The organism is Rathayibacter sp. AY1H2 (assembly GCF_002931985.1).
Lineage (GTDB): Bacteria > Actinomycetota > Actinomycetes > Actinomycetales > Microbacteriaceae > Rathayibacter.
The window spans coordinates 18,056-40,642 of the sequence record NZ_PSUV01000022.1; the positions used below are offsets into that span (position 1 = coordinate 18,056).

A 22,587-nucleotide genomic window follows, 5' to 3' on the forward strand; every position below is an offset into this window, starting at 1 on the left:
GGGACGCCTCCGCCGGCGTCAGCCGCGTCGGCTGCGGCCCGCGGCGAGGCCCAGGCCCGCGGCCAGCGCGAGCTCCAGGGCGGCGACCGCCCCGACGACGAGCGGGTCCGGGCCCACCTGGGCGAGCCGCCCGGGCCCGGCGGCGCCCGCCGAGAACCAGGCGAGGAGCCCGAGCAGCAGGCCGCCGACCACGCCGATCCCGCCGGCCGCGGCCGCGCCCCAGCGCAGAAGCGAGCGTCCGTCGAGCGCCTCGATCACGCCGCGCCGTAGCCGCCATCCCGCGGCGAACCCGGCGAGCAGCGGCACGAGCAGCCCGAGGAATCCGAAGGCCGAGTCCCCTGCGGGCAGTGCGGCGAGGACCGGGATCGACGGGATCGGTCCGAGCAGCGTCCCGGCCGCGCTCACGGAGGAGCCGGTGCCGAGGGCGAAGCCCGGGCCGATCAGCCAGCTCGCCGCCCAGATCACCAGGTTCGGGAGGAACGCCAGCTGCCCGAGAGTGAGGGCCAGGCCGCCGAGCGCCTCGGCGCCCAGGCTCTCGTAGAGCGCGACGACCGAGGTGTAGTGCACGACCAGCAGCACGGCGACGAGCACCGCCGCGACGCCGACCACGCCCGCCGCGGCGAGCGCTCCCCCGCGCAGCGACGCGAGGACGAGCCCGGGCCCCGGCGCGGGGACGCGGTCGAGCGCGGAGGCGGCCAGCTCGCCGAGGGGGTCGGCCTCGTCGCTGCGGGCGGAGTGGAGCGCTGCTCCGACGAGCACCCCCAGCGCGAAGACGAGCGGCGGCAGCAGCGTCCCCTGCAGAGGATCGACGGTGGCGGCCGGGTCCGCGGATCCGAGCGAGACCAGGAGCGCGATCGCCAGATAGGTCGCGATCGCGACGAGGGCGCCGATGGCCCGGAACGGCGACTCCTGGGCGCGGCGGCCGGTGCGCGCGCCGAGCAGCACGGTGAGGAGTGCGAACGCCAGCGGAGCGATCGTCACCGGGAAGGCGTCCGCGCCTCCGGGCAGCGCCACGGCGAGGGCGGAGTCGGGGGCCAGCGCCGCCTGCAGGTCGGCCCCGTGGCCGAGCAGCCAGGCGTCGGCGGCGACCCGCCAGAACACGCCGAAGTCGACCGTCGTGTCGTACTGCACGGCCCAGAGGACGGTCAGCGGGACGAGCGGGATCGCGATCCCGATCAGCGCCGACAGCGCGGCGTCGAAGGCGGCGAGGAGGGCGACGGTGATCCGGTTCATGGGCCTGACGAGCCTAGCGGCGGCGCGCTCGGAGGCGGGTCAGGGGCGCGCCGCCCGGCCCTCTAGTGTCGGAGCCATGACGGGGACCTCGGACGCACGGACGGAGCGCGGCCTGGACCGCCTCGTGAACTTCTCCGACGCCGTCGTCGCCATCGCCATCACGTTCCTCGTCCTCCCCCTGGTCGACGTGGTCGAGGAGGGCCGCGCGGCCGATCTGGGGTCCCTCCTCACCGGGCACTACGGCACCCTCTCCGCCTTCTTCATCACGTTCGCCGTGATCGGGCGGCTCTGGGCGGTCCACCACTCCGTCTTCGAGGGCGTGGCCCGGTACTCGCCCGCGCTCGTCGTCGCGAACTTCGTCTGGCTGGCCGCGGTCGTCCTGCTCCCCTTCGCGGCGAACCTGATCTCGAACGTGCTCGACACCGACGGCAGCGTCATCGCGCTCTACATCGGCACGATGATCGCGGCGAGCGCGGCGACCCTCGCGATGCAGCTCATCGTGCGCCGCGATCCGGATCTCCTGGCCCCGGGGGCGGAACCGCGGCGCTCCCTCTCGAGGTCGCTGATCGTGATCAGCGTCCTCCTCGCGGCCCTCGTGCTCGCCGTCGCCGTGCCGGCCGTCAACATGTTCGCGCTCCTGCTGCTCCTGCTCTCGGGTCCGATCGAGCGCCTGGTGCACCGCGGTCGCCCCGGAGGACGAGCGGCCCACCGCCGGACGGAGCGCGGGCTCGACCGGCTCGTCAACTTCTCGGACGCGACCGCCGCCATCGCCATCACCGTCCTCGTCCTGCCGCTGGTGCAGCTGGCTCCCGAGGTCGCCCGGGAGGGCGGCGGAGTCCCGGCGCTGCTCGCGGAGCACCTGGACTCGGTCCTCGCCTTCGCGCTCTCCTTCGCGGTCATCGCCGTCTTCTGGATCCCCCACCACCGCGTCTTCGAGATCGCCGGGGACTACGACGGCGCCCTGGTGTGGCTGGACCTGCTCTGGCTGGCCGCGCTGGCGTTCTTCCCGTTCTCGACGAGCGCGCTGGCGCTGTTCCCGGACTCCCGGGCGACGATCGGGCTCTACATCGGCACGATGGCCGCGATGAGCGGGGCGCTGGTCCTGATCGAGCTGCGCCTCTCCCGGCACCCGGAGCTCAGGCGGCCCGGCGCAGGGCCCCTGCCGCTCGCGCCCGCCCTGCTGCCCTTCGCGCTGCTCCTCGTCGCACTGGCGCTGGCGCTGCTGATCCCGTCGGTCGGGCTCTGGTGGCTGCTCCTGCTCCTGCTGCAGCGGCCCGTCCGGGCACTGCTCGCGCGGCGCTGATCCTCAGGCGCCGGGCGTCCAGCCCAGCTGCGGGGCGATGCGCTCAGCGACGGCGCGCAGGATGCGCCGGTGCGACTCCACCCCGCCGACCGCCGGGAGCGTCACCGTGAGCGCGTCCGCCTCCGCGAGCGCCGGATCCGCGGCGAGCGACGCGACGATCCGCTCCGGGCTCCCTACGTGGAGGGGGCTGAAGCGCATCGGGGCGGCGATGATCGACCGGTCGGCCGTGCGGGGGCGGCCCTCGTCGTCCATCCGCGCGAGGTAGCCCTCGATGAAGGGGCGGTGCGCCTCCTCGTCGGCGGCGTCGAGCAGCGGCAGCACGATGCGGCCCGCCGTCACCCTCGACGTGCGCCCCGGGTGCGCGGCGGCGAAGGCCTCGCGGTAGGCGCGGATCTGCACCGCCTGCTGCTCGGCGAACGGCAGGCCCGTCTCCTCCGTGTTGAGCGTGGACACCTGCAGGTGCATGCCCTGCTCGCCCGCTCGGACCGCGGAGGACACCGTTCCCGCCCCGTACCAGAGCCGGTCGGCGAGGCCGGGCGCGTGCGGCTGCTGGACGAGCGGAGCGCCGACCGGGACCGACATCAGGGCCGATTCCGCGACGCCGAGCACGGCGCCCGAGAGCGCCTCGCGGAGTCGCGCGATGCGCTCCTGCGCCTCCTCGCGGAAGTCGCGCTCGGCCTGCCCGAACACCCCGTCGAAGACGGAGGCGAGATGCGCGAAGCCGCTGCTGACGCCGAGGTCGAGGCGTCCGCCCGAGAGCAGGTCCACGGTCGCGGCGTCCTCGGCGAGGCGCACGGGCGACTCGTAGCGGGCGCCGATGACCGCGGTCCCGAGGCGGAGGCGGCGGGTCCGCTGGGAGGCGGCCGCGAAGAAGGTCATCGGAGACGCGAGGTAGCGCTCGAAGTGCCGCACGCGGACCCAGCCGGTGCCGTAGCCGAGATCCTCGGCGAGCTCGAGCAGGGCCAGCCCGTCCTCGAGGCTCCGCGCGGCGTCGCCGGGCTGCTCGGGGCCCTCCGGGTACGGCACGAAGGTCAGCAGGTCGAGTCCGAGGCGGCGGGTCACGCTGCGACGCTACTCCGGCCGGACCCGCCCCGACGACGGAACGGACGGCGCCGCCCGCCGGAGCAGGGGCACCGTCCGTTCCGACGGTGGTGCGGGGAGGACGGGCGCTAGAGCGCCGCGTAGACCTCGCGGAGCAGGGCGGCCGTCTCGGAGGGCGTCTTGCCGACCTTCACGCCCGCAGCCTCGAGGGCCTCCTTCTTGGCCTGCGCGGTGCCGGCCGAGCCGGAGACGATGGCGCCGGCGTGGCCCATCGTCTTGCCCTCGGGGGCGGTGAAGCCCGCGACGTAGCCGACGACGGGCTTCGTGACGTTCGCCTTGATGAAGTCCGCGGCGCGCTCCTCGGCGTCGCCGCCGATCTCGCCGATCATCACGATCGCCTTCGTCTCGGGGTCGGCCTCGAACGCGGCGAGCGCGTCGATGTGCGTCGTGCCGATGATCGGGTCGCCGCCGATGCCGATCGCGGTCGAGAAGCCCAGGTCGCGCAGCTCGTACATCATCTGGTAGGTCAGGGTGCCCGACTTCGAGACGAGGCCGATCGGGCCCTTGCCGGTGATCGTCGCGGGGGTGATGCCCACGAGCGACTCGCCCGGCGTGATGATGCCGGGGCAGTTGGGGCCGATGATCCGCGTCTTGTTCCCCTTCTCCTGCGCGTACGCCCAGAACTCCGCGGAGTCCTGCACCGGGATGCCCTCGGTGATGACGACGAGGAGGCCGATCTCGGCGTCGATCGCCTCGATGACGGCGTCCTTCGAGAAGGCGGGCGGCACGAATGCGATGGAGACGTCGGCGCCGGTGGCCTCCATCGCCTCCTTCACGGTGCCGAAGACGGGGAGCTCGACGTCGCCGTGGGTGACGGTCGTGCCGGCCTTGCGGGCGTTGACGCCGCCGACCACGTTCGTGCCGGCCTTGAGCATCAGCGCGGTGTGCTTGGTGCCCTCGCCGCCGGTGATGCCCTGGACGATGACCTTGGAGTCCTTGGTGAGGAAGATCGACATGCTTGTTCTCTGATTCCTTGAGTCGTCGGGTCCGTTACGCGGCGGCGAGTTCGGCGGCCTTGTCGGCGCCCTCGTCCATGGTCGCGGCGAGCGTGATGAGCGGGTTGGCGGCGGCCTGGAGGATCGCGCGGCCCTCCTCGACCTTGTTGCCGTCGAGGCGGACGACGAGCGGCTTCGTGGCCGAGTCGCCGAGGATCTCGAGCGCCTGGAGGATGCCGTTGGCGACCGCGTCGCACGCGGTGATGCCGCCGAAGACGTTGACGAAGACGCTCTTGACCTGCTCGTCGCCGAGGATCACGTCGAGGCCGTTCGCCATCACCTGGGCGGAGGCTCCGCCGCCGATGTCGAGGAAGTTGGCCGGCTTCACGCCGTTGTGCCTCTCTCCGGCGTAGGCGACGACGTCGAGGGTCGACATGACCAGGCCCGCGCCGTTGCCGATGATGCCGACCTCGCCGTCGAGCTTCACGTAGTTGAGGTCGTTCTCCTTGGCCTTCGCCTCGAGCGGGTCGGCGGCGTCCTTGTCCTCGAGCGCGGCGTGGTCCGCGTGGCGGAAGCCGGCGTTCTCGTCGAGCGAGACCTTGCCGTCGAGCGCGACGATGTCGCCCTCCTCGGTGAGCACGAGCGGGTTCACCTCGACGAGCGTGGCGTCCTCGCCGGTGTAGACGTCGTAGAGCTTCACCAGGACGGGCGCGACCTTGGCGATCAGCTCCTCCGGGAACTTCGCCGCGCGGGCGATCTCCTCGGCCTTGGCCTGGTCGATGCCCTGGCCGGGGACGACCTCGACGCGCGCGAGGGCGTCGGGGCGCTCGACGGCGAGCTGCTCGATCTCCATGCCGCCCTCGTAGGAGGTGAGCGAGAGGTAGGAGCGGTTGGCCCGGTCCAGCAGCACCGAGAAGTAGAACTCGCGGTCGATGCGCGCACCGCCGGCGACCATGACGCGCTTGACGACGTGGCCCTTGATGTCGAGGCCGAGGATCGACTGCGCCGCGGCGAAAGCGTCCTCGGGGGTCTTCGCGACCTTCACGCCGCCCGCCTTGCCGCGGCCGCCGATCTTGACCTGCGCCTTGACGACGGTGACGCCGCCCAGCTTCTCCGCCGCGGCGCGCACCTCCTCCGGCGTGTCGGCGACGATGCCCGGGAGCACGGGGACGCCGTACTTCTCGAACAGATCACGGGCCTGGTATTCGAAGAGATCCACGCTGCATTCCCATTCCGCGCCGAGCGCGCTTGCGTTTCGAGTTCGAGGTGGCCCGGACGACGCCGGAGTCTCGGCACTGTCCCTGGGCCGCGCCGAGTCTACTCCGCACCCGCCGCGGGCTTCCCGTGCGGTCGCTCCGCGCCCGCCGGACGCCCGCCGGGGGTCACCGGCCCCTCCTCCGCCCGCCGCTCCCGCGTAGCGTGGAGCCATGTCGTCGGCCACCCGCACCCCGGACGTCTTCCGCGAGGGCGTGTTCCTGCTGGCGGGGGCGCGCGCGATCCTCCTCCAGATCGCGCACCCGGCGGTCGGGCAGGGCGTCGCCGACCACTCCGACTTCGTGCACCGGGCCGTGAACCGCCTGCACGGGACGCTCTCCTACCTCTATGTCCTGCACTACGGCACTCCCGAGGACGTCCGCGCCGTCCGCCGCCGCGTGAACAGGGCGCACGTGCCCGTGCGCGGCCCCGGCTACACGGCCTTCGACCCGGAGCTGCAGCGCTGGGTCGCGGCGACGCTCACCCAGTCGATGCTGCAGCTCTACGAGGGCGCCTTCGGCGCGCTGAGCGAGGAGGAGGCGGACGACATCGTGCGCCGCTCCGTCGTCGTCGGTGCGGCCCTGCAGATGCCCGCGGACCTCTGGCCCGACTCCCGCACCGCGTTCGACGCCTACTGGGAGCGGGAGCTGGAGCGCCTCGACGTCACGCCCGCGGCCCGCCGCGTCGCCCACGACCTGCTGGGCCCGAGCATCGCCGCCTGGTACCTGCGCCCGCTCGGCCCCTACCTCCGCCTGATCACCGCCGGCCTGCTCCCGGCGGCGCTCCGCGAGCCCTTCGGCTTCCACTGGACCGCACGGCAGGAGGCGCGGTTCGAGCAGGCGCTCTCGCGCACCTTCGCCGTCTACCGCCTGCTGCCCGCGATCGTGAGGACGGCGCCCAGCCGCTACTACCTCGCCCGGGTCCGACGCGACGCTCAGAAGCCGGCCACGACCTCCCAGCCCGCGTAGGCGGCGAGCTCCAGCCCGAGCGCCTGCGCGGCCGCGCGCGCCTCGTCGATCCCGCGCTCGTCGCGCACGTCGACGGTGACCGGCACGCTGTCGCCGAACCCCGCGATCTCGACCCGCGCGCTCGTCGGACCGCTGTAGAGCGGAACGTGCGCGTCCGCGGTCCGCGCGCCGACCACTCGCGAGCCGGTCGCCTCCGCGATCACCGCGAGGGCGAACGGAGCCGTCACCACCGCGTCCGTGTAGAGCGTCGCCTCGCCGCGCATCGCGCCTCCCGTCGTCCGACCCGCGGAACCGGGCCGCAGCAGTCCGACTGTAGGCAGCCGCCCGCGCCTCCCGCACCCCCTTCCGCTCGGCGCCGGGATGCGCACTCCCCGCCCGTCCGTGCTGAACATCCGGTGCGGATCGCTCGACGCGGCCGCCCGGCGGATCTACGGTGAAGCACCCGGCATCCGCCGCGGCGGTCAACGACGACTGGAGCCTTGATGAGCATCACCGAACCCCGCACGGCCGAGGCCCCCGCCGCTCCCCCGCCCGCCGCCGGCTTCGGCACCCTCTCCGTCGCGGCCATCCTGGCGGAGGCGGCGCGGCGCACCCCTGACACGATCGCCATCCGCGTCGGCGAGCAGGCCGTCGACTACGCGACCCTCTGGCGGCAGACCCGTGCCTACGCCGGAGCCCTGCGCGCCCAGGGGATCGGACCGGGCGACCGCGTGGCCCTGCTCGTCCCGAACGTCCCCGACTTCCCCCGCGGATACTTCGCCGTCCTCGCGCTCGGCGCCGTGGTGGTCCCCGTGCACGCCCTGCTCAAGCACGACGAGATCGCCTACGTCCTGCGCGACTCCGGAGCCGTCGCGCTCGTGTGCGCCGCTCCGCTGCTCGCCGAGGGGGCCGCCGGAGCGGACCTCGCCGACGTTCCCGTGCTGAGCGTGATGGTGCCCGACGGCACCGCCTCGCCCCTCCCGCGCCTGGAGGACCTCGCCGCGGAGGCGACCCCGATCGACGGCTACGTGCCCCGCTCCCCCTCCGACACGGCGACGATCCTCTACACCAGCGGCACCACCGGCCGCCCGAAGGGGGCGGAGGGGACGCACTTCGCGATCGTCTCGCAGTCGGACGTGCTGCTGATGAACACGTTCGACCTGCACCGCGGCGACGTGGTGCTCGGGGCGCTGCCGCTCTTCCACACCTTCGGGCAGGTCTGCGCGATGAACACGGCCTTCCGCACCGCCGCGACGGTCGTCCTGGTGCCGAAGTTCGACGGCGACGCCGCGCTCGAGGCGATGATCGCCCACGGCTGCACGGTCTTCGAGGGCGTGCCCACGATGTACGTCGCCCTGCTCGACGCCGCGACCCGGCGCGAGGACCGGCCGCCGCTGCGCTACGCGGTCTCGGGAGGCGCTGCCCTGCCCGTCGCCGTGATCGAGCGCTTCCGCGAGGTGTTCGGCGTCGAGATCTACGAGGGCTACGGGCTCACCGAGACCTCCCCGGTCGCCACCTTCAACCACGTCGGAGTCCCGCCGCGGCCGGGCACGGTCGGCACGCCGATCTGGGGCGTCGAGGTCGAGGTCGCCCGCCCCGACGTGACCGACCGCGTCGAGCTGGTCCCCCGGGGCGAGCTCGGCGAGATCGTGGTGCGCGGGCACAACCTGATGAAGGGGTACCTCGGCAACCCGGCGGCGACCGCGGAGGCGGTGATCGACGGCTGGTTCCGCACCGGCGACCTGGGCACGAAGGACGAGGAGGACTACGTCCGCATCCTCGACCGCACGAAGGACATGATCATCCGCAACGGCTACAACGTGTACCCGCGCGAGGTCGAGGAGGTGCTGATCGGGCACCCGGCCGTGCAGAACGCGGCGGTCTTCGGGATCCCGGACGAGCGCCACGGCCAGGAGGTGATGGCCGCGGTGATCCTCGCCCCGTCGGCGACCGCCACCGCGGAGGAGCTGATCGCCTACGCCAACGAGCACCTCGCCGCCTTCAAGTTCCCCCGCCGCGTCGAGTTCGTCGACGCCCTGCCGCTCGGGCCCAGCGGCAAGATCCTCAAGCGGGAGCTCGTCGCGCGCTACGCAGGCTGACCACTTCCGCGAGATGCCACTCGGGTGAGCCCGCCACGGCGTGCCGCGCACCGGAGCGGCATCTCGCGGACGGCGACCAGAGGGCACACGGGAAGGGACGGACGTCAGCCGAGCAGTGACCAGACGGTCCCGGCGAGGACGGTGCCGACGGCGGCGCCCGCGAGGACCTGGGCGGGGGTGTGCGCACCGAGGCGCACCCTCGACCAGAGCACCCAGAGGACGATGGGCACGCTGATCAGCAGGGAGAGCGGTCCGTAGGCGATCAGCACGACGACGGCGCAGGTGGCGACCACCGCCGCGTGCCCGGACAGCTTCCAGACCAGGTTGACCACGCCGACGGCGAGCACCACGGCCATCGTCACCACGCCGAACGTGGTCACCGCGACAGGAGCGCCGAGCACGGCGAGCAGTACCAGGCCGGCCGCGATCGACACCAGCGCCAGCGCGATCGGCAGCGCCCGCTCGCGCCGGTCGGGCACGTGATGGTCGCCGTGGATCCGGCCGGTGCGCATCAGCAGGCGGATGACGAGGTAGGGCACCACCCCGACGAAGAGAGCTGCGAGCGCTCCCCAGGCGACACCGAGCAGGGGCGGATCCGCGACGCGCGCGCCGACCACGACCGGCACGAGCACCGCGAGGACCGCCGGGGAGAACGCCTCCGTCGCGAGCCGCGCGGCCGCCGATCCGGCCGCCACCGGACTAGATCTTCTCGATCGGCGCGACCTTGATCAGCAGCTTCTTCGCGCCCACCTGGTCGAAGAGCACGTGCGCGACGCGCTTCGAGCCCTCGCCCGTCACCGCGTTCACGCGCCCCTCACCGAAGTCGGTGTGCCGGATGCGGTCGCCTGCGATCAGCTCGAGGTCGCCGTTGTCGCGCACCATGCCGGTGATCCGGTTCGGGAACTCGCCCTTGGCCTTCGGCGCCGCGGCGAGCGCCTCCCGGAACTCGGTGTTCGATCGCGACTTGCCGAAGCCGGGCCGCTGAGCGTTCAGGGCCCGGGGCTGCGTGCCGCCGCGCGAGGTCGCCGCGCCGGGCGACTGGCGCCACTGGATCAGCTCTCCCGGGATCTCCTGCAGGAACCGGCTCGGCATCGCGACCGACGTCTCGCCGTACTGCGCGCGGGTCATCGCGAGCGAGAGGTAGAGGCGCTTGCGGGCCCGGGTGATCCCCACGTAGAACAGCCGCCGCTCCTCGGCCGGGCCGCCGGGCTCGTTCGCCGAGATGCGGTGCGGGAGCAGGTCCTCCTCGATGCCGGTGAGGAACACGGCGTCGTACTCGAGGCCCTTCGCCGTGTGCAGCGTCATCAGCGAGACGGTGCCGGAGTCGTCGTCGAGGTCGTCGGCCGCGGCGACCAGCGAGACCTCGGTGAGGAAGTCCACGAGCCCGCCGTCCGGGTTGTTGCGCGCGAACTCCTTGGTGACGGCGACGAGCTCGTCGACGTTCTCGGCGCGGGCCTCGTCCTGCGGGTCGCGGCTGGCGCGGAGCATGTCGAGATAGCCGCTGCGGGTGAGCAGCGCCGTCAGCACCTCGTGCACCTTCGCCTCGCCGCCCTCCCGCGCGGGGTCGAGCATCAGCGCGCACTCGTCGAGGAGGGTCGCGAGGTCGACGATCGCCTTCGTCACCTTCGGGCCCATCCCGAGCGAGCCGGCGTTGCGCATCGCCTCGCGCAGGGTCACCGCGTTGGTGTCGGCGAACGACTGCAGCTGCGCCTCCGTCGCGGGGCCGATGCCCCGCTTCGGAGTGTTCATGATGCGCCGCAGCGCCAGCACGTCGGCCGGGTTCGCCACCGTGATCAGGTACGCCAGGGCGTCCTTGATCTCGGCGCGCTCGTAGAACTTCGTGCCGCCCAGGATCCGGTAGGGCAGCGCGGAGCGGATGAAGATCTCCTCCAGCGCGCGGGTCTGCGCGTTGGTGCGGTAGAAGACCGCGATCTCGTCGTAGCCGGTGCCCGCCGCGTGCAGGCGCGCGATCTCGTCGACCACGAACTGCGCCTCGTCGTGACCCGAGTACCCGGTGTAGCCGACGATCTTCTCCCCGTCGCCGCTGGAGGACCAGAGGTTCTTCGCGCGACGGTCGAAGTTGTTCGAGATGACGGCGTTGGCCGCCGAGAGGATGTTCTGCGTCGAGCGGTAGTTCTGCTCGAGCAGGATCACGCGGCAGCCCGGGAAGTCGCGCTCGAACTCGACGATGTTGCGGATGTCGGCGCCGCGGAACGCGTATATGGACTGGTCCGAATCGCCGACGACGGTGAGCGAGGCCCCCGGGATGGAGCCGTCGGCCGTGACCGGTCCGCGGTAGGGGCGGTCGAACTGCGCCGCGGCCATCGTCGCCGGCGGCACGGGCCGGGTCAGCTCGTGGATCAGCGAGTACTGGGCGTGGTTCGTGTCCTGGTACTCGTCGACCAGCACGTGGCGGAAGCGCCGCTGGTACTTCGCGGCGACGTGCGGGAAGGCGCGGAAGAGGTAGACGGTCTGCGCGATCAGGTCGTCGAAGTCGAACGCGTTCGCCCCCTCGAGCGCCCGCGAGTAGGCCCGGAAGACCTGGAGGAACATCTCCTCGTTCGGGTCGCTGAGGTTCGCGGTGCGGGCGTAGGAGTCGACGTCGGCGAGCTCGTTCTTGAGCTTGGAGATCTTCGCGGAGGCGCTCGCGACGGTGATCCCGAGCGAGTCGGCCTCGAGGTCCTTCACGATGCGCTTGAGCAGGGCGCGCTGATCGCCCGAGTCGTAGATCGTGAACGACTTGGTCATGCCGAAGTTCTCGGCCTCGCGGCGCAGGATCCGCACGCACGCGGAGTGGAACGTCGAGATCCACATCCCCTCGGCGCTCTGCCCCACCAGCTTCTCGACGCGCTCGCGCATCTCGGCCGCGGCCTTGTTGGTGAACGTGATCGCGAGGATCTGGCTCGGCCAGGCCTCGCCGTTGCCCAGGAGGCTCGCGATGCGCCGGGTGAGGACGCTGGTCTTGCCCGAGCCCGCACCCGCGACGATGAGCAGCGCGTCTCCGCGGTACTCGACCGCCTCGCGCTGCTGGGGGTTCAGCCCCGCGACGAGCTGCTCGTGCGCCGGGTCGGTGCGGGGCGCGTCCCCGGGGCCGCCGGGGGGACCGACGATGACCGGGGTGGCGCGGGAGTCGCTCGGATCGAAGAGGAAGCTCATGTCCCTCCGAGTGTAGATCGCCCCTCCGACACCGGGAGCGGTCAGGCGGTCCGCTGACGCGGCGCGGGCGAGGTGAGCGCCCCACCGACGTCCAGTCCGCGCCACGCGAGGGAGAAGCCGAGCACGGCGAGCGCCGACGTCGACACCGCCAGGAGCTGCAGGAGCGCGAAGGCGGTGAGGTCCTTCGTGTCGTCGGGGTAGTACTGGATGCCCTGGACGGCGAGAGCCGCGAGCAGCACCACCACGATCACCGAGCACACCAGGAGCAGACGGTTCACCCCGCGCCGCGCGGGCCTCTTCGGCGCTCGGCCCACCTGGGCCCTGGTGGTCAGCCACGCGCAGGCGGCGGAGGCGGAGGCGAGCGCGACGAGGTCGGCCCCGAGGACGTCGCTCGCCCGGTGCCAGGACGCGGCCATCGTCAGGTTGCCGACCAGCACCACGACCGCGCCGCCCAGCGCGAGCACGACGGTCCGCGCCCGCCCGGGCACGACCATCGCCAGGGCGAAGACCACCGAGACGGCCGCCGCGGTGTGCCCGCTCGGGAAGCTGCCGCCGGTGTACCAGGAGTCGGTGTCGACCAGCTCGGGCCGCTCGAGGACCACGTTCTTGAGCAGCTGGGTGAGCCCGGCCGTGACGACGATCGAGCCGACGGAGGCGACGGCCAGCGCCGGGCGCCTCCGGATCAGCGCGATCGCCGCGACGAGCAGGGCGCCGACGACCATGGAGAGCGGGGTGACGTCCGCGAGCGCCCCCGCGGCGGCGCCGGTGGCCCGGCCGAAGACGAGGTCGGCGCCCCGGAGCCCCGAGTTCTCGACGCCCTGGCCCTGAGGGGTGAGCACGGCGAGCCAGTAGACGACGGCGACGCCGATCACGGCGAGGACGGCGGTGGTGATCCAGCGGCGGGTGATGCGCTCTCGGGTGGACACGGGGCCTCCTCTCGAGGGTCGGGCGGGCGGTGGTGAGCCGATGATGCCAGCGCAGCCTCCGCGTCCGCTCGGCACGCGCCGGACGAGCACCCGATCGGCGGACCGGTCAGCCGCGAAGCAGGCGCTCCTGCTCGGCCGCCCGCGCCTCGATCGCCAGATCGGGCTGGTCGGCGAAGACGCCGTCCACTCCCGAGCGGAGGATCATCGCGAACTCCTCCTGCCAGCCGCCGTACTCCGCCGGGTCCTTCCCGCGGCGGTGCACCTTCTCGAGGAATCGGTTCTCGGCGCGCAGCGTCCAGCAGTAGACCTCGAGCCCGGCCGCGTGGGCGTCCTCGACGAGCGGACCGGTCCCCGTCGCCCGGCCGGCCGCGTCCCGCGAGAAGAGCATGCTCTTGTCGACGCTGATCCCGTCGACGGCTCCGGCGAGGTTCCGCAGTCCCGCCGGCGTGGTGAAGGCGGAGTAGGGGGCCGCGTCGGCGCCGTGGGCGGCCACGAGGTCGGGCGGGGCGCCGCGCGACTCGAGCAGGTAGATCCGGCGGGTGCCGACTCCGCTCACCGCGAGCCGCTCCAGCACGGTCTTCTCGAAGCTCTCGATCGTGAGCCGCGGGTCGCGCGGACCCCAGCCCGCGGCGGCGAGCTCCTCGCGCAGCAGCACGTCCAGCGGCAGCCCGATCCCGGCGAAGTACGTCGCGTGCTTGATCTCGGCGACGAGCCCCGGCGGAGCGAGCGGATCGTCCTCCGCCGCCCGGTCCAGCAGCGCCAGCAGCTCGCTGAAGCGCAGCAGCGGGAACTGGCCGTCGAACGTGGCGCTGGAGCTGCGCACCGCCGGCAGCCGCTCGCGGGCCCGCAGCTCCGACAGCTCGTCCCAGGTGAAGTCCTCGGTGAACCAGCCGGTGATCTCGCGGCCGTCGATCCGCTTGGTGGTGCGGCGCGCAGCGAACTCCGGGCGCTTCTCGACGTCCGTCGTGCCGGAGATCTCGTTCTCGTGGCGGAGGACGAGCACGCCGTCGCGGGTCGCCACCAGATCGGGCTCGAGCGCATCGGCGCCCAGCGCGATCGCCAGCTCGTAGGCGGAGCGGGTGTGCTCCGGTCGGTAGCCGCTCGCTCCGCGGTGGCCGATGACGAGCGGTGACTGACGCGCGGGCATGCCGCGATCCTACGGGCGGCACTGCGCGGCTCGCAGCGGAGTCGAGGTCCGCTCGAAGAGAACAGCCAGACTCTGAGAGGTGCTCTCAGATAAGGTGGTGTCCATCGTCGCAGTCCTCTCGGATCCGCGGCGCACCCCGCACCCACAGCGACTCAGATCCGCGAGTTCCCTCGGAGACCAGCGCACCTGAGAGAAGAGGAACCATGGCAAGCAACAATCCGGCCTTCGGACGCCCGGAGTTCAGCAACCGCGGCTACGCCGGCCGCGTGCAGGACCTCCCGGACGTCTCCCCCGGCACGCTCGACCAGATGTACTCCCGTCCGGCCGCCGGCTCCGTCGAGACCGACCGGATGACCGTCGAGGACACCCTCGCCAAGACCGCCCTCGCCTTCGTCGTGCTCCTCGCGGGTGCGGCCGTCGGCTGGTTCGTCCCGGGCCTGATGCTCCCCGCCGTGCTCGTCGCGCTGGTGCTGGGCATCGTCAACGCGTTCAAGAAGCAGCCGTCGCCCGCCCTGATCCTCGGCTACGCCGCGACCCAGGGCATCGCGGTCGGCGCGATCTCGAAGTTCTTCGAGAGCGCGTACGCCGGAGCGGTCGTCCAGGCCCTCATGGCGACCGTCATCGTGATCGGCGTCACCCTGGCGCTGTTCATGAACGGCAAGATCCGCACCTCGCCGAAGCTCAACAAGATCTTCTTCATCGGCATGATCAGCTACGCGGTGTTCTCGCTGGTGAACCTGGGCCTCGGCCTCTTCGGCGTCGGCGGCGGCTTCGGTCTCCGCACCGGCTTCATCGGCATCGTGATCGGCCTCATCGCCGTCGCGCTCGCCACGTACTCGCTCGTGATGGACTTCGAGTTCATCCAGCAGGGCGTGCGCAACCGCCTCCCCCGCATCTACGGCTGGACCGGCGCCTACGGCATCCTGGTCACCGTCGTCTGGATGTACCTGGAGATCCTGCGCCTCGTCGCGATCTTCCGCGAGTAGCACGGCGCACCACGTCCGACGGGCGCTCGACCTCCGGGTCGGGCGCCCGTCGTCGTTCCCGGCCCCACCGCCGTTCCCGGCGCACTGCCGGGAGCGCCTGGCACGATGGAGGGATGAGCGCCGCAGACTTCCGGATCGTCGGCCTCGACGTCGCACGCGGCCTGGCCGTCCTCGGCATGTTCGCCGCCCACCTCGCCCCCGTTGAGAGCGAGATGCTCTGGAACGGCCGCAGCTCCGTCCTCTTCGCCGTGCTGGCGGGAGTGTCGATCGGGCTGATGACGGGCGGCGCGCAGCGCTCCTCGCGGCCCTGGCACGACACGGGATCGATCCTGCTCCGCGGGCTGTACCTGCTCGTCATCGGCGTCGCCCTCACCCTGCTCGGGACGCCGATCGCGGTGATCCTGCCGCACTACGGGGTGATGTTCCTCGTCGCGGCGCTGCTGCTCTTCCTGCCGCGGGCGGTCCTCGCCGTGCTGGTCGCGGTCGCGGCGATCGCCGGGCCCCTCGCGGTCGACGCGCTGACGAGCGCCGGCGGCTCCTGGCTCTCGACCCTGTCGCCCGACGAGGCGCTCCTGGCCGCGCAGCCCCTCACCTGGCTCACCCAGTACTACCCGGTGCCGTCGTGGCTGGCTTACGTGGTGCTCGGCCTCCTGATCGCGCGCTGCGACGTCCGGTCCGCGACCACCCAGCGCTGGGTCGTCGTCGGCGGCGCCGTCTCGGCCGTGCTCGGCTACGGCGGCGGGCTGCTGCTCGGGGGTCCGGAGGCGGTGGAGGCGCACGCCAGCACCACCGCCGAGCTCCTCGGGGCGGGCGGGGTCGCCTGCGTGGTCCTCGGCGCGCTGACGGCTCTGCTGCAGCGGCTGCCGCTCCTGGCACGGGCGGCGACTCCGATCGCGGCCGTCGGTGCGATGCCGCTGACGATCTACTCGCTGCAGCTCGTGGCGCTGGCGGTGTACCTGGTCCCGTACGAGCCGTTCGACTTCGAGGCGTGGCGCAGCTGGACGCTGCTCGGCGTCTTCGTGGTCGGCTCGATCGTCGCCGCTCTCCTCTGGAGGCGGCTCGTGGGGCAGGGCCCGCTGGAGTGGCTGCTCGCGCGCGCGTCGCTGCGGCCTCGGGGTCCGCGCGCGGCGCTGGGTTAGGGTGGCCGGATGATCACGCGTCGCGAGGCCGCTCAGCGCCTCGACATCCCCCTCGAGATGGCGACGCGGCACGGCATCCCCACCCGTCTGTCGGAGGAGGAGCTCGCCGCCCTCGAGCAGGATCCGCCCGCCTGGCTCGTCCAGTCGCGCGCGAACCGCACCGGCAGGCGTCCCGTGTGGGTGACCCTCGACTGCGCCGTCTGCGGCCGCTCCGAGGCCGCCCGCCCGAAGAAGTGGTGGCCCGAGTTCACGTTCCTCGTCTGCGAGGACCACTCCCCCGCCTCCTGGCCGCACCACCCCGAGGGCCACCGCCGCGACGAGTACGACGGCATCGGCACCCGCTTCATCGGCGTGCTCGACACCCCCGCCTGACCCGCGCTCGCGCGCCTGCCGCCTCCGCCTGCACCACGGCCCCCGGACCAGCGCAGACCCGCGTTCCCCGACCACCCGGCAGAAGCCCGCCTCTCGATCGGCACCCCCGGAACGTCCCCGCAGGGCCTCGAACCCCTGACCGCCACTCGGTATGCCTCGCCAGGCACCGGTCACCCCTCACCGATCCCCCGGCCGCACCGCGGCCACCCGTTCCCTGAACAGCCACCCGAGCTCGTTCCCCGACCTGCACCCGGGAACGGCCCCGCAGGGGCTCGTTCCCCTCTACCTGCACCCAGGAACGGCCCCGCAGGGGCTCGTTCCGCACCCGCTCCCCTCAACAAGAAACGGCCCCCTTCGAAGGGAGCCGTTCCTGACGTTCCGCGGGTCTCCGCGCGGTCAGCTGCAAGGCGGAGAAGGGCGCGATACCGGAGGTATCGCAACCGCCGACAACGCCGCAGATGACCGTGCGGAGACCCGCGGAATCACTCCCACTCGATGGTGCCGGGGGGCTTGGACGTCACATCCAGCACCACCCGGTTCACGCCGCTCACCTCGTTGGTGATGCGGTTGGAGATTCTGGCGAGGAGGTCGTAGGGCAGGCGGGTCCAGTCGGCGGTCATCGCGTCTTCCGAGGAGACGGGGCGCAGGACGATGGGGTGGCCGTAGGTGCGGCCGTCGCCCTGGACTCCGACGGAGCGGACGTCGGCGAGGAGGACGACGGGGCACTGCCAGATCTCGGTGTCGAGGCCGGCGGCGGTGAGCTCGGCGCGGACGATGGCGTCGGCGTCCTGGAGGAGGTCGAGCCGCTCCTGGGTGACCTCGCCGACGATGCGGATGCCGAGGCCGGGTCCGGGGAAGGGCTGGCGGCCGACGATGACCTCGGGCAGGCCGAGCTCGCGGCCGATCGCGCGGACCTCGTCCTTGAAGAGGGTGCGGAGCGGCTCGACGAGCGCGAACTGCAGGTCCTCGGGGAGTCCGCCGACGTTGTGGTGGGACTTGATGTTGGCGGTGCCGGTGCCGCCGCCGGATTCGACGACATCGGGGTAGAGCGTGCCCTGGACGAGGAAGTCGATCGTCTCGCCCTCGCCCTGCGCTTCGAGCACGAGCGCTTCGGCGGCGGCCTCGAAGGTGCGGATGAACTCGCGGCCGATGATCTTGCGCTTCTGCTCCGGGTCGCTGACGCCGGCGAGCGCGTCGAGGAACTGCTCGCGCGCGTCGACGGTGACCAGGCGGACGCCGGTCGCGGCGACGTAGTCCTCCTCGACCTGGCGGCGCTCGTCCTTGCGGAGGAGTCCGTGGTCGACGAAGACGCAGGTGAGCTGGTCGCCGATGGCACGGTGCACGATCGCAGCGGCGACGGCGGAGTCGACTCCGCCGGACAGGCCGCAGATGACGCGTCCGGTGCCGACCTGCTCGCGGATCACGGCGACCTGGTCGTCGATCACGTTGGAGGAGTTCCAGTCGGCCGGGATGCCCGCGGCGCGGTGGAGGAAGTTCTCGATGACGGCCTGGCCGAAGGCGGAGTGCTTGACCTCCGGGTGCCACTGCACGCCGTAGAGGCGGCGCTCGTCGTTGCCGAAGGCGGCGACCGGTGTGGAGCTCGTGGAGGCGAGGACCTCGAAGCCCTCGGGCGCCTGTGCGACCGAGTCGCCGTGGCTCATCCACACCGTCTGGTCGGCGGGCTGCTCGCCGAGGAGCACGCCACCGTCGGTCGAGAGGGCGGCGTCCGTCGCTCCGTACTCGCGCAGCCCTGTGTTGGCGACCTCGCCGCCGAGCGTCTTCGCCATCACCTGGAAGCCGTAGCAGATGCCCAGGACCGGGATCCCGAGGTCGAAGATCGCGGGGTCGAGCTGCGGGGCGCCCTCCTCGTACACGCTGGAGGGGCCGCCCGAGAGGATGATGCCGACGGGCGACTTCGCGGCGATCTCGGCGGCCGTGGCGTTGGAGGGCACGATCTCGGAGTAGACGTTCGCCTCGCGGACCCGGCGGGCGATCAGCTGCGCGTACTGCGCGCCGAAGTCGACGACGAGGACGGGCTGCGCGGCCAGGTGCGGCTGGGGAGCGGTGGGCTGCTCGCTAATGGGGGGCCTCCACGGAGTCGGTCGGGGTCTTCGGGTCGGTGCCGGCGGTCCGGCGCTCGAGGTACTGCTCGACCTCGCGGGCGATGCGGGACTCGACGAAGAAGGAGAGGGTGGGCACCACGCCGCCGAGCGCGATGAGCACGAAGCGCGTGAACGGCCAGCGCATGAGGCTCCACAGGCGGAAGTCGGCGAAGAGGTAGACGACGTAGAACCAGCCGTGCGCGATCAGGATGCCGGTGGACAGGTTCGCGCCGGTGCCGCTCGACGTGAACTCGCCTCCGGGCACCTCGTACATCGGGGCGAAGTGCAGGACGCCCTGCTGGCCGAAGGCGAACAGCTCGAGGTGGAAGACGTACTTGAGGAGCATCTCCGCGCAGAGCAGGAGCAGCATCACGCCGGTGATGATCGAGGTCACCCGGTAGAAGCGCAGCGCGCTCCGGATCGCAGGGAACTGCGCGGGCTTGGGCTCGAGGGGCATGACGACCAGTTTACGGTGCGGGGGCGGGGGCCTCGGCCCGGTCGCTTAGGTCGGCGCGGGCGCGCTCCTCGGCGTCGAGCGCCTCCTCGGCCTCGCGCTCCCACGCGTCCTTGACGAGGCGGAACCAGAGGTAGAGGGCGAAGCCGGCGAAGACGACCCACTCGATCGCGTAGAAGACGTTGAGCCAGTTCAGCGAGACGTCGCTCACGCGCGCCGGGGAGTCGATGGCCCCGAGTCCGGCGACCGGCTCGTCGACGACGACGTAGCCCTGGTAGACGTCCTGCGGCGGGTCCGGCCAGCGGTTGATCAGCGCGGGGACGGAGAGCGCGGTGAGGGTGGCGGGGTCCAGGCCCTCCGCCGGCGCCTCCGCGGCCTCGTTGGCCACGAGGCGGCCGGTGAAGGAGGAGGGCGCCTGCTCGCTCCCGCTGTTGAGCGCGTCCGCGACGGACTGCGCCTGCGTTTCGTCCTGCGTCCAGCCGTAGGCGAGCACCAGGTCGGCGTCGGCGGTGCGGGTACGGGCGATGACCCACCAGCCCGGCTGCTCGCCGTTCAGGCGGCCGCCGAGGATCTCGGCACCGCCCGGCACGAAGACGGACGAGCCCTCCACGCGCTGTCCGTCGGCGGTCGCCGTGATCGAGCGGGAGGGGGTCGCGACCTCGGCGAGCGGGAGCGTCGTCTCCGACACTCCGGAGTCGGGCGCGGCGGCTTCGACCGCGCGGCCGACCTGCCACTGCCCGAGCGCGGCGAAGAGCCCGGCGATCAGGAGTGCGAGCGCCAGCGCGGCGATCCAGCGCGGGCGCCGGGCCACCTGCCCGACCGTGCTCTGCGTCATTCGTCCCTCGTCCGCCCTCGATCCGTGCGGTGTCCCGCGGGCCGGACTGAGCCTAACCCGTGAGTGTGGGAGCTCCGTGGGATCAGTAGTCGGGCTCCCTCGGGCGGCGGGGCCGGGCGTCGTCGGCGCCGTCGGACTGCTGCATCGCCTGGTCGATGAGCGCCTGGCGCATCGGATCGGGGAACTCGTCGTCGAGCTCGTCCGGCTCCGCGGGGCGCCTCGGAGGAGCGGGAACCTCCTCCGCGGAGACGGCGGGCGCGGCCATCGCCGCCTCCACGAGCGCGAAGTCCTCCTCGTCCATGGCCGTGGCCGCTGCGGGTGCCGGGCGGTGCCGCCGCCGCGAGAGGAACGCGCCGATGCTCTCGGAGCGCGAGGCGAGGATCGGCCCGACGATCGCCATGATCAGCACGTAGAGGCCGGCGAAGGGCTGGATCCGCTCGTCGAGCCCCGCCGAGAGCGAGAGCGTCGCCAGGATGAGCGCGAACTCGCCGCGGTTGTGCAGGATGAACGCCGCGTTCAGGCCCGCGCGCGGTCCGAGCTTGTTGAGCCACGCGACGAACTGCCCCGCGCCGAGGTTCAGGACGATGGTCATCACCGCGGCGATCAGCACCGGGACCACGACGCTCGGGAACGCGCCGGGATCCAGCCCGAGACCGAAGTTGACGAAGAAGAAGGCTCCGAACACGTCGCGCAGCGGGATCGCGATGTGCTCGACCCTCGACCGGAACCGCGTCGCTCCGATGACCAGTCCGATCAGGAACGCGCCGATCGCGTCCGTCACTCCGAGGACCTCGCCGATGCCGCCGAACAGGATGGCGAGACCGAAGAACAGGATCGTGAACAGCTCGTCGTCGCGGGTGCGGAAGAAGCGGGAGACGACCTTCCCGCCCCAGCGGGCGATCGCGAACATCACCACGAGGAACGCGAACGCGATGACGAGCTTGAGCACCACCGGCCACGGCTCCGTCTCGCCCGAGAGCACGACGGACACGATCGCCAGGTAGACCGCGATGAAGATGTCCTCGACGACCGTGACGCCCAGGATCATCGGCGTCTCGGGGTTCGCCAGGCGCTTGAGCTCGATCAGCAGCTTGGTGACGATCGCGCTCGAGCTCGTCGCCGTGATGCCGGCGATGATCAGCGCCTCGCGGCTCCCCCAGCCCAGCGCGAAGCCGAAGCCGAGGCCGACGGCCATGTTGACCGCGATGTAGGAGCCGCCGGAGAGGATCAGGCGGCCGGCGTTCCCGAAGAACTCGTCCTGGTCGAACTCCAGGCCGAGGTTGAACAGCAGGAGTATCAGCCCGAAGACCGCGGTCAGCTCGATGTAGCTCGACTCGAAGTCGAGCGGGAAGAGGTGGAAGTTCGGGCTCGCGAGGAGCCCGACGACCATGTAGATCGGGATGGCCGGGAGCCCGATCGTCCTCCCCAGCCGGCCGAGGACGTAGGCGACGACGAACAGGACGCCGAGGACGATGAGGTCTTCGCCGTGGTGCATCCTCAGGCTCCGGGCGGGGCGTCGACCGTCTTGGCGAAGCTGCCGGTGCGGAAGAACGCGAACGCCTTGGCGACCTTCTCGGGGCTGCCGGCGACCACGAGGGTGTCGCCGGGGAAGACGCGGAAGTCGGGGGCCGGCGCCGGGTTGGCGGCGTCACCCCGGACCACGGCGACGACGGTCAGCCCGACGATCCCTCGGTCGGCGGGCTTGCCGAGCTGCTGTCCGGCGATGTGGTCGTCGTAGTCGACGGTGAACCAGTCGATCGAGAGGCCCGGGATCTGGTCGAGCGCGGTCAGCGACTCCGTGATCTGCGTGCCGCCGAGCAGCTCGGCGAGGGTGTGCGCCTCGTCGTCGCTCAGGCGGAGGGACACCTTGGCGCCGTCCTGGTCGCCCTCGGCGAACGTGATCAGGTCGCTGTGGCCGGAGCGGTGGGCGATGACCCCGACCTTGCCGCCGTCGGCCGTCAGGAACGTGTGCAGAACGCCGACACCGGGCAGTTTGACCCTGCGGACCTCGACCATGCGTGCTCCCTCCGCGCCGTGCGGCGCTCCCACTCGGGACTTCCAGCTTAGGCGCGTGCGGAGCCCTCCTGCCGAGGGAACCCCGACCCGTCGAGGGATCCCGCAGTTCCCGGCGGGCTCGACGGTCCGGGCTCCACCGCTGTCCACAGGGAGTGGAGTGGAGTCTCTACAGAGGGAGCGGGCGGGAGGGAAAGGTGGGCGGAAGCGTGCAGTGGGGATCTATCGAGACGGGGCGTGAGGCCGGTCGGAAGAGCTCGTGCGGCTGCACCGCGGTACGCGCCGACCGGCGAGAGGGCGGGGGCCTCCGCGGACGAGCGGCAGCGGGCGCGGATCGACGCCGTGGCCGCTACCTGGAGCGCGCCCTTCGTCCTCCGCGAGGCGGCGGCGGCGGCGGTCCGGGACGCCCCTTGGTCGAGCCTCTTGCGGAGACCGTGCATGTCGAGGGGCGACGGACCCGGGCAGCCGGACGTGGAACGGCGTCGCGGAGCGCGCGTCCGCCCTCACCCGCACTGATCGACGGACTCGCCGTCTCGGATCTCGCGCAGACCGCCGTCGATCCGAACCGACCCGGCGTTCCTCGGG

The 22,587-nt window shown here is 72.4% G+C and carries 20 protein-coding genes; 6 read left to right on the plus strand and 14 right to left on the minus strand.

All coding sequences use genetic code 11. From position 1 onward, the window contains the following. Window positions 1-18 precede the first annotated feature (18 nt). The gene (locus C5C29_RS14300; RefSeq protein ID WP_104224932.1) at window positions 19-1,233 is read right to left on the minus strand and encodes a DUF6350 family protein; all 1,215 of its coding nucleotides are present in this window, start codon (window positions 1,231-1,233) and stop codon (window positions 19-21) included. Window positions 1,234-1,309: 76 nt separating this feature from the next. Here C5C29_RS14300 and C5C29_RS14305 point away from each other — a divergent pair, with 76 nt between their 5' ends. Beyond that, on the plus strand, window positions 1,310-2,536 hold the full coding sequence (locus C5C29_RS14305; RefSeq protein ID WP_181074591.1) for a TMEM175 family protein: 1,227 nt from the start codon (window positions 1,310-1,312) through the stop codon (window positions 2,534-2,536). Window positions 2,537-2,539: 3 nt separating this feature from the next. Here the strand turns inward: C5C29_RS14305 and C5C29_RS14310 are convergent, their stop codons facing one another. The 3 genes from C5C29_RS14310 to sucC form a co-directional block, all read right to left on the minus strand. Next, window positions 2,540-3,598 (minus strand): LLM class flavin-dependent oxidoreductase, encoded by a 1,059-nt coding sequence (locus C5C29_RS14310; RefSeq protein WP_104224930.1) that lies wholly within the window; start codon window positions 3,596-3,598, stop codon window positions 2,540-2,542. A 107-nt stretch (window positions 3,599-3,705) separates the two neighbouring features. Beyond that, on the minus strand, window positions 3,706-4,593 hold the full coding sequence (sucD, locus tag C5C29_RS14315) for a succinate--CoA ligase subunit alpha (protein ID WP_104224929.1): 888 nt from the start codon (window positions 4,591-4,593) through the stop codon (window positions 3,706-3,708). A gap of 34 nt (window positions 4,594-4,627) precedes the next feature. After that, window positions 4,628-5,791, minus strand: a complete 1,164-nt coding sequence (gene sucC, locus C5C29_RS14320; protein WP_104224928.1) for an ADP-forming succinate--CoA ligase subunit beta — start codon at window positions 5,789-5,791, stop codon at window positions 4,628-4,630. 208 nt (window positions 5,792-5,999) lie between these two features. Between sucC and C5C29_RS14325 the strand changes: the two genes are divergently transcribed. Continuing rightward, window positions 6,000-6,794, plus strand: coding sequence for an oxygenase MpaB family protein (locus C5C29_RS14325; protein WP_104224927.1), 795 nt, complete (start codon window positions 6,000-6,002; stop codon window positions 6,792-6,794). On the opposite strand, the gene C5C29_RS14330 is transcribed toward C5C29_RS14325, so the two are convergent. Continuing rightward, window positions 6,761-7,057, minus strand: a complete 297-nt coding sequence (locus C5C29_RS14330) for a hypothetical protein (RefSeq protein WP_104224926.1) — start codon at window positions 7,055-7,057, stop codon at window positions 6,761-6,763. The genes C5C29_RS14325 and C5C29_RS14330 overlap by 34 nt on opposite strands. A gap of 219 nt (window positions 7,058-7,276) precedes the next feature. On the opposite strand from C5C29_RS14330, the gene C5C29_RS14335 reads away from it, so the two are divergent. After that, window positions 7,277-8,872 carry a long-chain fatty acid--CoA ligase gene (locus tag C5C29_RS14335; RefSeq protein ID WP_104308504.1) on the plus strand — a complete coding sequence of 532 codons (1,596 nt, stop codon included), beginning with the start codon at window positions 7,277-7,279 and terminating at the stop codon, window positions 8,870-8,872. Between the two features lie 104 nt (window positions 8,873-8,976). On the opposite strand, the gene C5C29_RS14340 is transcribed toward C5C29_RS14335, so the two are convergent. The 4 genes from C5C29_RS14340 to C5C29_RS14355 all read right to left on the minus strand — a co-directional run bounded on the left by C5C29_RS14340 (window position 8,977) and on the right by C5C29_RS14355 (window position 14,101). Further along, the gene (locus tag C5C29_RS14340) at window positions 8,977-9,567 is read right to left on the minus strand and encodes a phosphatase PAP2 family protein (RefSeq protein WP_104224745.1); all 591 of its coding nucleotides are present in this window, start codon (window positions 9,565-9,567) and stop codon (window positions 8,977-8,979) included. 4 nt (window positions 9,568-9,571) lie between these two features. Then, window positions 9,572-12,028, minus strand: coding sequence for an ATP-dependent helicase (locus C5C29_RS14345; protein WP_104224744.1), 2,457 nt, complete (start codon window positions 12,026-12,028; stop codon window positions 9,572-9,574). 41 nt (window positions 12,029-12,069) lie between these two features. Further along, complete coding sequence (locus C5C29_RS14350) at window positions 12,070-12,954, minus strand: phosphatase PAP2 family protein (protein ID WP_104224743.1); 885 nt, start codon at window positions 12,952-12,954, stop codon at window positions 12,070-12,072. 106 nt (window positions 12,955-13,060) lie between these two features. Further along, the gene (locus C5C29_RS14355; RefSeq protein ID WP_104224742.1) at window positions 13,061-14,101 is read right to left on the minus strand and encodes a glycerophosphodiester phosphodiesterase family protein; all 1,041 of its coding nucleotides are present in this window, start codon (window positions 14,099-14,101) and stop codon (window positions 13,061-13,063) included. Between the two features lie 203 nt (window positions 14,102-14,304). Here C5C29_RS14355 and C5C29_RS14360 point away from each other — a divergent pair, with 203 nt between their 5' ends. From C5C29_RS14360 to C5C29_RS14370, 3 genes are all read left to right on the plus strand, one after another. Then, a complete protein-coding gene (locus tag C5C29_RS14360) occupies window positions 14,305-15,087 on the plus strand; it encodes a Bax inhibitor-1/YccA family protein (protein ID WP_104224741.1) in 783 nt (260 codons plus the stop codon). Window positions 15,088-15,200: 113 nt separating this feature from the next. Next, window positions 15,201-16,226: a DUF418 domain-containing protein gene (locus tag C5C29_RS14365; protein WP_104224740.1), complete on the plus strand. Its 1,026-nt coding sequence runs from the start codon at window positions 15,201-15,203 to the stop codon at window positions 16,224-16,226. A 9-nt stretch (window positions 16,227-16,235) separates the two neighbouring features. After that, window positions 16,236-16,598, plus strand: coding sequence for a DUF5997 family protein (locus C5C29_RS14370; protein WP_104224739.1), 363 nt, complete (start codon window positions 16,236-16,238; stop codon window positions 16,596-16,598). Between the two features lie 482 nt (window positions 16,599-17,080). Here the strand turns inward: C5C29_RS14370 and guaA are convergent, their stop codons facing one another. The 5 genes from guaA to C5C29_RS14395 all read right to left on the minus strand — a co-directional run bounded on the left by guaA (window position 17,081) and on the right by C5C29_RS14395 (window position 22,005). Continuing rightward, window positions 17,081-18,646 carry a glutamine-hydrolyzing GMP synthase gene (gene guaA / locus C5C29_RS14375; protein ID WP_104224738.1) on the minus strand — a complete coding sequence of 522 codons (1,566 nt, stop codon included), beginning with the start codon at window positions 18,644-18,646 and terminating at the stop codon, window positions 17,081-17,083. A 28-nt stretch (window positions 18,647-18,674) separates the two neighbouring features. Further along, window positions 18,675-19,157 carry a DUF3817 domain-containing protein gene (locus C5C29_RS14380; RefSeq protein WP_104224737.1) on the minus strand — a complete coding sequence of 161 codons (483 nt, stop codon included), beginning with the start codon at window positions 19,155-19,157 and terminating at the stop codon, window positions 18,675-18,677. A 10-nt stretch (window positions 19,158-19,167) separates the two neighbouring features. Continuing rightward, window positions 19,168-19,989, minus strand: a complete 822-nt coding sequence (locus tag C5C29_RS14385) for an SURF1 family cytochrome oxidase biogenesis protein (protein ID WP_104224736.1) — start codon at window positions 19,987-19,989, stop codon at window positions 19,168-19,170. An 82-nt stretch (window positions 19,990-20,071) separates the two neighbouring features. Continuing rightward, window positions 20,072-21,484, minus strand: coding sequence for a cation:proton antiporter (locus tag C5C29_RS14390; RefSeq protein WP_104224735.1), 1,413 nt, complete (start codon window positions 21,482-21,484; stop codon window positions 20,072-20,074). Between the two features lie 2 nt (window positions 21,485-21,486). Then, window positions 21,487-22,005 carry a cation:proton antiporter regulatory subunit gene (locus C5C29_RS14395; protein ID WP_068256939.1) on the minus strand — a complete coding sequence of 173 codons (519 nt, stop codon included), beginning with the start codon at window positions 22,003-22,005 and terminating at the stop codon, window positions 21,487-21,489. Between the last annotated feature and the right edge of the window lie 582 nt (window positions 22,006-22,587).

Bases quoted from the DNA above. Each gene is read 5' to 3' on its own strand.
- C5C29_RS14360 (WP_104224741.1), top strand. From the start codon at position 14,305: ATGGCAAGCAACAATCCGGCCTTCGGACGCCCGGAGTTCAGCAACCGC.
- C5C29_RS14345 (WP_104224744.1), bottom strand. From the start codon at position 12,028: ATGAGCTTCCTCTTCGATCCGAGCGACTCCCGCGCCACCCCGGTCATC.
- C5C29_RS14395 (WP_068256939.1), bottom strand. From the start codon at position 22,005: ATGGTCGAGGTCCGCAGGGTCAAACTGCCCGGTGTCGGCGTTCTGCAC.
- C5C29_RS14390 (WP_104224735.1), bottom strand. From the start codon at position 21,484: ATGCACCACGGCGAAGACCTCATCGTCCTCGGCGTCCTGTTCGTCGTC.
- C5C29_RS14365 (WP_104224740.1), top strand. From the start codon at position 15,201: ATGAGCGCCGCAGACTTCCGGATCGTCGGCCTCGACGTCGCACGCGGC.
- C5C29_RS14330 (WP_104224926.1), bottom strand. From the start codon at position 7,057: ATGCGCGGCGAGGCGACGCTCTACACGGACGCGGTGGTGACGGCTCCG.
- C5C29_RS14305 (WP_181074591.1), top strand. From the start codon at position 1,310: ATGACGGGGACCTCGGACGCACGGACGGAGCGCGGCCTGGACCGCCTC.
- C5C29_RS14355 (WP_104224742.1), bottom strand. From the start codon at position 14,101: ATGCCCGCGCGTCAGTCACCGCTCGTCATCGGCCACCGCGGAGCGAGC.
- C5C29_RS14370 (WP_104224739.1), top strand. From the start codon at position 16,236: ATGATCACGCGTCGCGAGGCCGCTCAGCGCCTCGACATCCCCCTCGAG.
- C5C29_RS14385 (WP_104224736.1), bottom strand. From the start codon at position 19,989: ATGACGCAGAGCACGGTCGGGCAGGTGGCCCGGCGCCCGCGCTGGATC.
- C5C29_RS14300 (WP_104224932.1), bottom strand. From the start codon at position 1,233: ATGAACCGGATCACCGTCGCCCTCCTCGCCGCCTTCGACGCCGCGCTG.
- C5C29_RS14335 (WP_104308504.1), top strand. From the start codon at position 7,277: ATGAGCATCACCGAACCCCGCACGGCCGAGGCCCCCGCCGCTCCCCCG.
- C5C29_RS14325 (WP_104224927.1), top strand. From the start codon at position 6,000: ATGTCGTCGGCCACCCGCACCCCGGACGTCTTCCGCGAGGGCGTGTTC.
- C5C29_RS14380 (WP_104224737.1), bottom strand. From the start codon at position 19,157: ATGCCCCTCGAGCCCAAGCCCGCGCAGTTCCCTGCGATCCGGAGCGCG.
- sucD (WP_104224929.1), bottom strand. From the start codon at position 4,593: ATGTCGATCTTCCTCACCAAGGACTCCAAGGTCATCGTCCAGGGCATC.